The organism is Stenotrophomonas sp. CFBP 13725 (genome assembly GCF_014841935.1).
In the GTDB taxonomy this organism is placed as follows: Bacteria; Pseudomonadota; Gammaproteobacteria; order Xanthomonadales; family Xanthomonadaceae; genus Stenotrophomonas.
In genome coordinates, this window is record NZ_JACYUV010000015.1 from 1 (window position 1) to 11,526 (window position 11,526).

The 11,526-nt window shown below is 63.8% G+C and carries 13 protein-coding genes and 1 tRNA gene; all 14 read left to right on the plus strand.

Annotated elements, in window-relative coordinates; all coding sequences use genetic code 11:
- Nucleotides 1–262: 262 nt before the first annotated feature.
- Nucleotides 263–1,018, plus strand: coding sequence for a triose-phosphate isomerase (gene tpiA, locus IFT65_RS17010; protein ID WP_192082580.1), 756 nt, complete (start codon nt 263–265; stop codon nt 1,016–1,018).
- A gap of 28 nt (nt 1,019–1,046) precedes the next feature.
- Nucleotides 1,047–1,517, plus strand: coding sequence for a preprotein translocase subunit SecG (secG, locus tag IFT65_RS17015; protein ID WP_192082581.1), 471 nt, complete (start codon nt 1,047–1,049; stop codon nt 1,515–1,517).
- Between the two features lie 51 nt (nt 1,518–1,568).
- Nucleotides 1,569–1,653: transfer RNA gene (locus IFT65_RS17020), tRNA-Leu, on the plus strand.
- Nucleotides 1,654–1,769: 116 nt separating this feature from the next.
- Nucleotides 1,770–2,126: an NADH-quinone oxidoreductase subunit A gene (locus tag IFT65_RS17025; protein WP_042614960.1), complete on the plus strand. Its 357-nt coding sequence runs from the start codon at nt 1,770–1,772 to the stop codon at nt 2,124–2,126.
- Nucleotides 2,117–2,671: an NADH-quinone oxidoreductase subunit B gene (locus IFT65_RS17030; RefSeq protein WP_182339617.1), complete on the plus strand. Its 555-nt coding sequence runs from the start codon at nt 2,117–2,119 to the stop codon at nt 2,669–2,671. The genes IFT65_RS17025 and IFT65_RS17030 overlap by 10 nt, the downstream gene beginning before the upstream one ends.
- 35 nt (nt 2,672–2,706) lie before the next feature.
- Nucleotides 2,707–3,453, plus strand: coding sequence for an NADH-quinone oxidoreductase subunit C (locus IFT65_RS17035; protein ID WP_188326753.1), 747 nt, complete (start codon nt 2,707–2,709; stop codon nt 3,451–3,453).
- On the plus strand, nt 3,450–4,757 hold the full coding sequence (locus tag IFT65_RS17040; protein ID WP_192082583.1) for an NADH-quinone oxidoreductase subunit D: 1,308 nt from the start codon (nt 3,450–3,452) through the stop codon (nt 4,755–4,757). The genes IFT65_RS17035 and IFT65_RS17040 overlap by 4 nt, the downstream gene beginning before the upstream one ends.
- A gap of 97 nt (nt 4,758–4,854) precedes the next feature.
- On the plus strand, nt 4,855–5,382 hold the full coding sequence (gene nuoE / locus IFT65_RS17045; protein WP_188326755.1) for an NADH-quinone oxidoreductase subunit NuoE: 528 nt from the start codon (nt 4,855–4,857) through the stop codon (nt 5,380–5,382).
- 3 nt (nt 5,383–5,385) lie between these two features.
- The gene (nuoF, locus tag IFT65_RS17050) at nt 5,386–6,726 is read left to right on the plus strand and encodes an NADH-quinone oxidoreductase subunit NuoF (RefSeq protein WP_188326756.1); all 1,341 of its coding nucleotides are present in this window, start codon (nt 5,386–5,388) and stop codon (nt 6,724–6,726) included.
- Nucleotides 6,723–8,957: an NADH-quinone oxidoreductase subunit NuoG gene (nuoG, locus tag IFT65_RS17055; protein WP_192082585.1), complete on the plus strand. Its 2,235-nt coding sequence runs from the start codon at nt 6,723–6,725 to the stop codon at nt 8,955–8,957. Before nuoF ends, nuoG begins: the two co-directional genes overlap by 4 nt.
- Nucleotides 8,954–10,048: an NADH-quinone oxidoreductase subunit NuoH gene (gene nuoH, locus IFT65_RS17060; RefSeq protein ID WP_188326758.1), complete on the plus strand. Its 1,095-nt coding sequence runs from the start codon at nt 8,954–8,956 to the stop codon at nt 10,046–10,048. The genes nuoG and nuoH overlap by 4 nt, the downstream gene beginning before the upstream one ends.
- 4 nt (nt 10,049–10,052) lie before the next feature.
- A complete protein-coding gene (gene nuoI, locus IFT65_RS17065) occupies nt 10,053–10,541 on the plus strand; it encodes an NADH-quinone oxidoreductase subunit NuoI (RefSeq protein WP_005417924.1) in 489 nt (162 codons plus the stop codon).
- A gap of 9 nt (nt 10,542–10,550) precedes the next feature.
- Nucleotides 10,551–11,222 carry an NADH-quinone oxidoreductase subunit J gene (locus IFT65_RS17070; RefSeq protein WP_192082587.1) on the plus strand — a complete coding sequence of 224 codons (672 nt, stop codon included), beginning with the start codon at nt 10,551–10,553 and terminating at the stop codon, nt 11,220–11,222.
- Nucleotides 11,219–11,524: an NADH-quinone oxidoreductase subunit NuoK gene (gene nuoK / locus IFT65_RS17075; protein ID WP_042614969.1), complete on the plus strand. Its 306-nt coding sequence runs from the start codon at nt 11,219–11,221 to the stop codon at nt 11,522–11,524. The genes IFT65_RS17070 and nuoK overlap by 4 nt, the downstream gene beginning before the upstream one ends.
- Nucleotides 11,525–11,526 lie beyond the last annotated feature (2 nt).

Here is an 11,526-nt window from a genome sequence, read left to right on the forward strand (position 1 = left end):
AAAGCGTGGGAGCGGCAGCGCGAATGCGATGACGTGGACCCCGCCATGGATGGCACGAAACGAGGCACGCAGGAGCGGCTTTTGCCGTTCCCCGACCAGCCCCACCGCCCGGCCCCAAGCACGTAACCCGCTGTCAGAGCCCACCGCGAGGGGGTCCCACCCGTTCGATCACCCTCAAACCAACGTGTAACCGGTTACTACCCAACGGCGAATAATTTCATTCGTTATCATGTCCAGCTGATACGAAACGGAGCCATCGCCCATGCGCCGCAAGATCGTCGCCGGAAACTGGAAGCTGCACGGCAGCCGCGAATTCGCCACGTCCCTGGTCACCGACATCGCCAACGGCGCACCGGAGCAGGGCGTTGAACTGGTCATCCTGCCGCCCTTGCCGTATCTGGGCGAACTGGTTGACGATTTCGCCGACACCGCCGTCGCCTTTGGCGCCCAGGACGTCAGCAGCAATGAAAAGGGCGCGTACACCGGCGAAGTTTCCGCCGCGATGCTGCACGAGGTGGGCGCGCGCTACGGACTGGTGGGCCACTCCGAGCGGCGCCAGTTCCACCACGAAAGCAGTGAGCTGGTGGCGCGCAAGTTCGCTGCAGCCCTGCATGCCGGCCTGGTACCGGTCCTCTGTGTGGGGGAAACCCTGGAGCAGCGCGAAGCCGGACAGACCGAGAGCGTGATCGCCAGCCAGTTGGCCCCGGTGCTCGCGCTCGTGGGCGGGCAGGGCTTCCAGAACGCCGTCGTCGCCTATGAGCCGGTGTGGGCCATCGGCACCGGACGCACCGCGAGCAAGGAGCAGGCGCAGGACGTGCACGCGTTCATCCGTGGCGAAGTGGCCAAGGTCGATGCTAGAATTGCCGATTCCCTGACCATCCTTTACGGTGGCAGCGTGAAGCCCGACAATGCCGCAGAGCTGTTCGCACAGCCCGACGTCGATGGTGGGCTGGTAGGTGGCGCCTCATTGGTGGCTGCCGATTTTCTGGCCATCGCCCAGGCGGCGGCTGCAACCTGATTAGAAGTAGTCCGAGGACGGATTCCAGATGCTGATGTTGATCCTCAATGTCGTTTACGTGCTGGTGGCAGTGGCCATGATCGCGCTCATCCTGATGCAGCGTGGTTCCGGTGCGGCCGCCGGTTCGGGCTTTGGTGCCGGTGCCTCGGGCACGGTGTTCGGTGCACGGGGTGCCTCGAACTTCATGTCGAAGTCGACCAAATGGCTGGCCGTGGTGTTCTTCGGTATCAGCTTGTTCATGGCCTGGTACGCCGGCCATGGCAGCCGCCCGGCGGCGCAGCAGGATCTCGGTCTGATGGCCGCGCCGGCCGCCAGCGTGCCGGCCGCCAGCGTGCCGGCCGCCCCGGCAGGCGAGCGCCCGGCCACGGTGCCGGCAGCCAATGCCGTGCCGGTCCAGCAGCCCGCGCAGCAGCCGGTTCCGGCCGCGACTGTGCCGGCTCAGGCGGAATCTTCAAATTCTGGTGAAGAAAAGCAGCCGGAAGGCTCCCAGAAAGACTGAAGACGGTTACAATACGCCGCGCACTGGAATGATAGTCCAGCGCGATCGTAAGCCCAGGTGGCGGAATTGGTAGACGCACTACCTTGAGGTGGTAGCGACTTAGGTCGTAGGGGTTCGAGTCCCCTCTTGGGCACCATTTAGTAAGTAAAGCGGGTACGTCCGGCGCGCTCTGCGCCGGGTAGCGTTGTCCCCGTCCACTCCCCCATGCCAAAGCGCCTGCAGGCGCGGCGGCAGAGGCAAGAGAGAATCGCTGTGCTGGCCGAATATTTGCCGTCTCTGCTGTTTCTGATCGTCGCCACCGGTATCGGCATTACGCTGATGCTGATTGGCCGATTCCTCGGCCCACGCCGTCCCGATCTGCAGAAGCTCTCGCCGTACGAATGCGGCTTCGAGGCTTTTGAAGACGCGCGCATGAAGTTCGATGTGCGCTATTACCTGATCGCGATCCAGTTCATCGTCTTCGATCTGGAAATCATCTTCATCGTGCCCTGGACCCAGGTCTTCATGGAGCTCGGCGCCCGTTCGCTGGTCACCATGGGTCTGTTCGTCGGCATGCTGTTCCTCGGCTTCATTTATGTCTGGAAGAAGGGAGCGCTGGAATGGGAGTGATCCAAACTCTCGACGGCCTGATGAACAACCCCAGCCCCGAAGGGCGGGTTGACGACATCCTGCGGCCGGCCGGCGATAATCCGCTGCTGGAAAAAGGCTATGTCACCACCAGCGTCGATGCCCTGCTGAACTGGGCGCGTACCGGTTCGATGTGGCCGATGACCTTTGGTCTGGCCTGCTGCGCCGTTGAAATGATGCACGCCGGCGCTGCGCGCCTGGATCTGGACCGGTACGGTGTGGTGTTCCGCCCGTCGCCGCGCCAGTCCGACGTGATGATCGTGGCCGGTACGCTGGTCAACAAGATGGCCCCGGCGCTGCGCAAGGTCTACGACCAGATGCCGGACCCGAAGTGGGTCATCTCGATGGGTAGCTGCGCCAATGGCGGCGGTTATTACCATTATTCGTATTCGGTGGTCCGCGGTTGCGATCGCGTGGTCCCGGTGGACATCTATGTCCCGGGCTGCCCGCCGACTGCCGAGGCGCTTGTGTACGGGATCCTGCAGCTGCAGAAGAAGATCTGGCGTACGCAGACCATCGCCCGCTGACCCTTCCCACCTTATCAAGAGCGCGCCAAGCCCCCATGGCAGAGCAAGCATCCTTCATCGACCGACTTTCCGCCCGCTTCGCTGGCGGCCAGGTCATCGTGGTCGAACCCCGCGGCGAAGTGACGCTGGAAGTGCCTGCCGCCGATTGGCACGCCACCGCGCTGGCGCTGCGTGACGAATTTGGTTTCGAGCAGGCCGTTGACCTGTGCGGCGTCGATTATCTCGGCTACGGCTCTGACGAATGGGACACCGCAGACGTGTCTTCGCAGGGCTTCAGTCGCGGTGTCGAAGGCAAGGGCGCCGGTCGCTTCGCCTGGGGTGAATTCCCCAGCGAAGAGGATGCCGGTGGCGCGCAGCCGCAGCACATGCCGACCCAGCGTTTCGCCGTGGTGGCGCAGGTGCGCTCGTACCAGCACAACCTGATGATGCACCTGCGCTGTTTCGCGCCGAACGAAGGCTTGCCGGTGGTCGCGTCGCTGACCGACATCTGGCCGGGACTGAACTGGTTCGAGCGCGAAGCGTTCGACCTGTTCGGCGTTATCTTCGAAGGCCATCCGGACCTGCGCCGCATCCTGACCGACTATGGCTTTGTCGGTCATCCGTTCCGCAAGGACTTCCCGCTGATCGGCAACGTCGAAGTGCGCTACGACGAAGAAAAGAAGCGCGTGGTCTATGAGCCGGTCACCTCGGTGGAGCCGCGCGTCGGCGTGCCGCGCGTGATCCGTGACGACGCCCGCCTGCAGACCGCGGCCGGCGAGCGTTCGCAGGAGGCAGTGAAGTGAGTCAGTTCGAGCAGGCGCACCAGGCGTTCGCCAGCAACACGGCCGAGCGTCGGCAGGAAATCCGCAATTACACGATGAACTTCGGTCCGCAGCATCCGGCCGCGCACGGTGTGCTGCGCCTGATCCTGGAAATGGACGGCGAGACCATCATGCGTGCCGATCCGCACGTCGGCCTGCTGCACCGTGGTACCGAAAAGCTCGCCGAATCCAAGCCGTTCAACCAGTCCATCGGTTACATGGACCGCTTGGATTACGTGTCGATGATGTGCAACGAGCACGCTTACGTGCGCGCCATCGAGACCCTGATGGGAATCGAGGCGACGGAGCGTGCGCAGTACATCCGCACCATGTTCGACGAAATCACCCGCATCCTGAACCACCTGATGTGGCTGGGCTCCAATGCGCTCGATCTGGGCGCGATGGCGGTGATGCTGTACGCCTTCCGTGAGCGCGAAGAGCTGATGGACTGCTATGAAGCGGTCTCCGGCGCACGCATGCACGCTGCGTACTATCGTCCGGGCGGCGTCTACCGCGACCTGCCGGACCATATGCCGAAGTACAAGGAGTCGCGCTGGCACAAGGGCAATGCCCTGAAGCAGCTCAATGCATCGCGCGAAGGCTCGCTGCTGGACTTCATCGAGAACTTCACCAACGAATTCCCGGGTCGCGTCGACGAATACGAGACCCTGCTCACCGATAACCGTATCTGGAAGCAGCGTACCGTCGGTATCGGCGTGGTCACCCCGGAGCTGGCCCATCAGTGGGGCATGACCGGCGTGATGCTGCGTGGCTCGGGCATCGCTTGGGATCTGCGCAAGAAGCGCCCTTACGCGAAGTACGATGCCGTCGATTTCGACATCCCGCTGGGCAAGGAAGGCGATTGCTACGATCGTTATCTGTGCCGTGTGGCGGAAATGCGCGAATCCAACCGCATCATCAAGCAGTGCGTGGCGTGGCTGAAGGCCAACCCTGGCCCGGTGATCGTTAACAACTTCAAGGTCGCGCCGCCCAGCCGCGAGGCGATGAAGGACGACATGGAAGCGCTGATCCACCACTTCAAGCTGTTCAGTGAAGGCTACTGCGTGCCGGCTGGCGAGACCTATGCCGCCGTCGAAGCGCCGAAGGGTGAGTTCGGCTGCTACCTGATGTCCGATGGCGCGAACAAGCCGTTCCGCGTGCACCTGCGTGCGCCGGGCTTCGCCCATCTGTCCTCGATCGATTCGATCGTGCGCGGCCACATGCTGGCCGACGTGGTGGCGATGATCGGCACCTACGACCTGGTGTTCGGCGAGGTCGACCGGTGAATCCGGCCGACCTGACCCTCTTTCCTGCAGGCAGCCGGCGCAAGCCGGCGCCGCAGCATATGGAATTCCAAGACATGCATTTCGCTGAGGTCGGCCGATGAAGGCGACAGGTAATTTCGAGGCGGCGCGCGACGTCGATCCGATGGTGGTGCTGAGCGACAAGACCCGTGCTCACATCGAGCACTGGCTGTCCAAGTTCCCGCCGGACCGCAAGCGTTCGGCTGTGCTGCAGGGCCTGCACGCCGCGCAGGAACAGAACGGCGGGTGGTTGACCGACGAGCTGATCGCCGGCGTGGCCAAGTACCTGGACCTGCCGCCGGTATGGGCCTATGAGGTCGCCAGCTTCTACTCGATGTTCGAGCTGGAAAAGGTCGGCCGCCACAACGTGGCCTTCTGCACCAACATCAGCTGCTGGTTGAATGGCGCCGAGGACCTGGTTGCGCATGCCGAGAAGAAGCTCGGCTGCAAGACCGGCCAGTCCACCGCCGACGGCCGCATCTACCTGAAACGCGAAGAAGAATGCCTGGCCGGTTGTGCTGGAGCGCCGATGATGGTCATCAATGGCCATTACCACGAGCGCCTGACCGTCGAGAAAGTCGACGAGCTGCTGGACGGGTTGGAGTAAGCCATGGCACATCATCACGCACCCAGTGGTCCGGTCGGTCCCGCACCGTTGCCGCACCAGGTGGTCTACACCACCCTGCATTACGACACTCCGTGGTCATACGAAAGCTATCTCAAGACCGGTGGCTATGCCGCCCTGCGCAGGATCCTCGAAGAGAAGATCAGCCCGGAGCAGGTCATCGAGATGGTCAAGCAGTCGAACCTGCGCGGCCGTGGCGGCGCCGGTTTCCCGACCGGCCTGAAGTGGTCCTTCATGCCCAAGGGCACGATGCAGAAGTACATCCTGTGCAACTCGGATGAATCCGAGCCGGGTACCTGCAAGGACCGCGACATCCTGCGTTACAACCCGCATTCGGTGGTCGAAGGCATGGCGATCGCCTGCTACGCCACCGGTAGCACCGTGGGCTACAACTACCTGCGTGGTGAGTTCCACCACGAGCCGTTCGAGAACTTCGAACAGGCACTGGCCGACGCGTATGCGAACGGCTGGCTGGGCAAGGACATCCTCGGCAGCGGCGTGGACATCGACATCTACGGTGCACTGGGCGCTGGCGCCTACATCTGCGGCGAAGAAACCGCGCTGATGGAATCGCTGGAAGGCAAGAAGGGCCAGCCACGTTACAAGCCGCCGTTCCCGGCGAACTTCGGCCTGTACGGCAAGCCCAGCACGATCAACAACACCGAGACCTATGCCTCGGTGCCGGCGATCATCCGCAACGGTCCGGAGTGGTTCGCCGGTCTGTCGCTGACCAAGAACGGCGGTCCGAAGATCTTCTCGGTGTCCGGCTGCGTACAGCAGGGCGGAAACTTCGAGGTGCCGCTGGGCACCACCTTCGACGAGCTGCTGGAAATGGCCGGTGGCCTGAAGCCGGGCCGCACGCTGAAGGGCGCGGTGCCGGGTGGTGTGTCCATGCCGGTGCTGAAGGCCGAAGAGCTGAAGGGCCTGCAGATGGACTACGACACCCTGCGTGCCCTGGGCACCGGCCTGGGTTCGGGCGCCATCGTGGTGCTGGATGACAGCGTGTGCTGCGTCAAGTTCGCCTGCCGCATCAGCCAGTTCTTCCACAAGGAATCCTGTGGTCAGTGCACGCCGTGCCGCGAAGGCACCGGCTGGATGCACCGGGTGCTGGAGCGCATCGTCGCCGGCAAGGCCACGATGGAAGACCTGCACCAGTTGAAGGCCGTGGCCGGCCAGATCGAAGGCCACACCATCTGCGCGTTCGGTGAAGCGGCGGCATGGCCCATCCAGGGTTTCCTGCGCCAGTTCTGGGACGAATTCGAGTACTACATCGTCAACGGTCATTCGATGGTTGACGGCAAGAAGGTGGAGGCTGCTGCCGCATGAGCGCGCAACCCGTAAATCAGAGCGTGCCACCGGATCACGTCACCGTCGAAATCGACGGCCAGTCGCTGGTCGTGCCGAAGGGCTCGATGATCATCCAGGCGGCCGATAAAGCCGGCATTCCGATCCCGCGCTTCTGCTACCACGAGAAGCTGCCGATCGCGGCCAACTGCCGTATGTGCCTGGTGGACGTGGAGAAGTCGCCGAAGCCGGCGCCTGCCTGTGCCACGCCGGTGATGGATGGCATGAAGGTTGCCACCCGCAGCGAAAAGGCACTCAAGTTCCAGCGTTCGGTGATGGAGTTCCTGCTCATCAACCATCCGCTGGACTGCCCGGTCTGTGACCAGGGCGGTGAGTGCGAGCTGCAGGACGTGTCGCTGGGTTATGGCCGTTCGGTCAGCCGCTTCAACGAGCGCAAGCGCGTGGTGGTGGACGAGGACATGGGGCCGCTGGTGGCCACCGAAATGACCCGCTGCATCCAGTGCACGCGCTGCGTCCGCTTCACCGCCGACGTGGCCGGCACCTACGAACTGGGTGGCATGTACCGCGGCGAGAATCTGCAGATCGGTACCTACGACGGCAAGCCGTTGACCACCGAACTGTCCGGCAACGTGGTCGACGTCTGCCCGGTGGGCGCGCTGACGAACAAAGTGTTCCAGTTCCGCGCGCGTCCGTGGGAACTGACCGCGCGTGAATCGCTCGGTTACCACGATGCGATGGGCTCGAACCTGTTCCTGCACGTGCGTCGCGGCGAAGTGCTGCGCACCGTGCCTCGCGACAACGAGCTGGTCAACGAGTGCTGGCTGTCCGACCGTGACCGTTATTCGCATCAGGGCCTGTACAGCGAAGACCGTGCGGTCAAGCCGCTGCGCAAGGTCAATGGTGAGTGGAAGGAAGTGAGCTGGGCCGAAGGTCTGGCCGCCGCGGCGGACATCCTCAAGGCCAACCAGGGCGATGCCCTGGGCGTGCTGGTGCATCCGTCCACCTCGAACGAAGAGGGCGCGCTGCTGGCCCGCCTGGCTTCGGGCTTGGGCAGCACGAACCTCGATCACCGCATCACCAATCGCGACTTCTCCGACGCCGCCACGGCCGAGGTGTTCGGCCTGCCGCTGGCCGAGATCGAAGGGGCCGACCAGATCGTCGTGCTGGGCAGCAATGTCCGCCACGAGCTGCCCCTGCTGCACGCCCGTCTGCGCAAGGCGCAGACCAGCAACGGCGCGAAGATCCACGTGGTCAACCCCGTCGACTTCGACTTCGCTTTCAGCATTGCCGGCAAGCAGATCGTCGCTCCGTCGAAGTTCGTCGACGCGCTGGCCAACGCCGAGCTGCGTACGGCGGTGCAGGGCGGTCGCAACACCGTGCTGATCGTCGGTGGTATTGCCGAGAACCATCCGCAGGCTGCTGCGATCCGCGCCGCTGCGCGTGATTTCGCTGCGGCAACCGGCGCCCGGTTGTGCCGTATCCCGCAGGGCGCCAATGCCATCGGCCTCACCCGTGCCGGCGTGCTGCCGGCGGGCAAGGATGTGGCCGCCATGCTGGCGCAGCCGCGCCAGGCCTACGTGGTCTATGGCCTCGAGCCGGGCCTGGATTTCGCCGACGCCCCCGCCGCCCGCAAGGCGCTGGCCGGTGCGCAGGTCGTGGCCTTCAGCCAGTTCGCCTGTGCCTCGACCCGCGACGTCGCCGACGTGATCCTGCCGATCGGTGCGCTGCCGGAAATCGACGCCACGCTGACCAATCTCGATGGTCGCTCGCAGTCGGCACGCGCCGGCGGCAAGCTGCCGGGTGAGGCCCGCGAAGGCTGGCGCGTGCTGCGTGCACTGGGTGGCGAGATGGCGCTGGCTGGTTTCGAGTTCACCGATCTGGCCGGCCTGCGCGCCAGTCTGGCACCGGTGAGTGTGAACGTGGCGGCTTCCACCGCCGTTGCCGTGAGCAACGAGGGTCTGGAAGTCGCGTCGACCGCAGCGATCTACCGTACCGACGCCGTCGTCCGCCGCGCCCCGGCGCTGCAGTCGCATCCGCTGAACACTGCCCCGCGCATCGTGCTCAATGCCGACGATGCCGCGCGCCTGCAGCTGCAGGAAGGGCAGATGGCCAAGGTCGGCACCGACGCCGGCCGTGCCACGCTGCCGGTGGTGGTCGACCGCCGCGTCGCGGCAGGGTCGGTCTGGATTGAATCGGGCCACGGTGCAACCGCACCGCTGGGTGCCGCTCGTGTAACGGTGGTGGCTGCATGAACGAATTGCTGTTGAACGCAGTGGACCCGCTGCACCAGTGGCTGCTTGGCCTTGGTGACATCGGCGCGCTGCTGTGGATCATCCTGAAGATCCTGGTGATCACCATGCCGGTGATCATCTCGGTGGCCTTCTATGTGGTCTGGGAACGCAAGCTGATCGGCTGGATGCATGTCCGCCACGGCCCGATGTACGTGGGCATGGGCATCTTCCAGGCCTTCGCCGACGTCTTCAAGCTGCTGTTCAAGGAAGTGCTGCAGCCGGCCAACGCGCACAAGGTGCTGTTCCTGCTGGCTCCGCTGATCACCCTCGCACCGGCCTTCGCGGCCTGGGCGGTGGTGCCCTTTGATGCACAGCTGGTGCTGTCCAATGCCAACGCCGGCCTGCTGTACCTGCTGGCGATGACCTCGCTGGGTGTGTACGGCATCATCCTGGCGGGCTGGGCATCCAACTCGAAGTATGCGTTCCTGGGTGCGATGCGCGCCTCGGCGCAGATGATCAGCTACGAAATCGCGATGGGCTTTGCCCTGGTCGGCGTGATGATCGCTTCGGGCAGCCTCAACCTGACCGGCATCGTGATGGCGCAGGCCGGCAGCTCCGGCTTCCTCGACTGGTTCCTGCTGCCGCTGTTCCCGCTGTTCATCGTGTACTGGGTGTCCGGCGTGGCCGAAACCAACCGCGCGCCGTTCGACGTGGTGGAAGGCGAATCGGAAATCGTCGCCGGTCACATGGTCGAGTACTCCGGTGGTGCGTTCGCGCTGTTCTTCCTGGCCGAATACGCGAACATGATCCTGATCAGCTTCCTGATCGCGATCTTCTTCCTCGGTGGCTGGCTGAGCCCGATCCAGGGTTGGGTCAATCCGGGTGCGATCTCGCCGTTCATCGACTGGATCTGGACCGGTGGCTGGCCGTGGCTGTTCATCAAGGTCTTCTTCTTCGCCAGCGCCTACATCTGGTTCCGTGCCAGCTTCCCGCGTTTCCGCTACGACCAGATCATGCGGCTGGGCTGGAAGGTCTTCATCCCGCTGACCATTTTCTGGATCGCGGTCACCGCCTTGATGGTGTTCTTCGGCGTGATTCAAAAGGGTGTCTAACGTAATGAACAGGATTACCCATTACTTCAAGAGCCTGCTGCTGCTGGAGCTGTTGGCCGGTCTGTGGCTGACGCTGAAGTACAGCTTCAAACCGAAGTACACGATGATGTACCCGATGGAAAAGTTCCCGCAGTCCCCGCGCTTCCGCGGCCTGCACGCCCTGCGCCGTTATCCGAACGGTGAAGAGCGCTGCATCGCCTGCAAGCTGTGCGAGGCGGTCTGCCCGGCGCTGGCCATCACCATCGATTCGGCCAAGCGCGAGGACGGCACCCGCCGCACCACGCGTTACGACATCGATCTGTTCAAGTGCATCTTCTGTGGCTTCTGCGAAGAAAGCTGCCCGGTGGACTCGATCGTCGAGACCCACATCCTCGAGTACCACTTCGAGAATCGTGGCGAGAACATCGTTACCAAGCCGCAGCTGCTGGCCCTGGGTGATCGGCTTGAGTCCGAAATCGCCGAGCGCCGTGCCGCCGACGCCGCTTACCGCTGAGGTCGAGACATGGATTGGGTAAATATCGCTTTCTGGGTTTTCGCCATCGCAGCCAGTGTGTCGGCAGCGGCGGTGATCAGTGCGCGCAGCCCGGTCAACGCCGTGCTCTGCCTGGTGCTGACTTTCTTCTCCGTCGCCTGTATCTGGATCCTGGTCGGTGCCGAGTTCCTCGGCGTGGCGCTGGTGCTGGTGTATGTCGGCGCGGTGATGGTGCTGTTCCTGTTCGTGGTGATGATGCTGGACATCGACACCGACAACCTGCGCGAGGGCTGGGTGCGTTACCTGCCGGTCGGGCTGGTGGTCGCGGTGGTGATGCTGGTGCAGATCGTCACCCTGATCGGCGTGCGGGGCAGGGCGGTGACGCCGTTCCCGGCCGACAACGCGGCGGCGCTGGCGGCTGACACCTCCAACATCACTTGGTTGGCACGCAGCCTGTTCACTGAATACCTGCTGCCGTTCGAGTTCGCTGCGGTCATCCTGACCGTCGCTGTGGTCGCCGCCGTGATGCTGACCCTGCGCCAGCGCACCGGCATCAAGACGCAGAACCCCGGCGAGCAGACGATGGTCAAGTCGCGTGACCGCCTGACGGTGGTGAAGATGGACGTCGAAACGCCGTTCGTGCACAGCAACACCAAGGCTGCCGTCGACATGCCGGCCACCGGCGAGGAGACCAAGCCATGATCACGTTGGGCCATATCCTGGCGCTGGGCGCGGTGCTGTTCTGCATCAGCCTGGCCGGCATCTTCCTCAACCGGAAGAACGTCATCGTCCTGTTGATGTCCATCGAGCTGATGCTGCTGTCGGTGAACATCAATTTCGTCGGGTTCTCGCGGGAACTGGGTGACACGGCCGGCCAGCTGTTCGTGTTCTTCATCCTGACCGTGGCAGCCGCCGAGGCCGCTATCGGCCTGGCGATCCTGGTGACCCTGTTCCGTACACGTCGAACGATCAATGTCGGCGAAGTCGATTCGTTGAAGGGCTGATT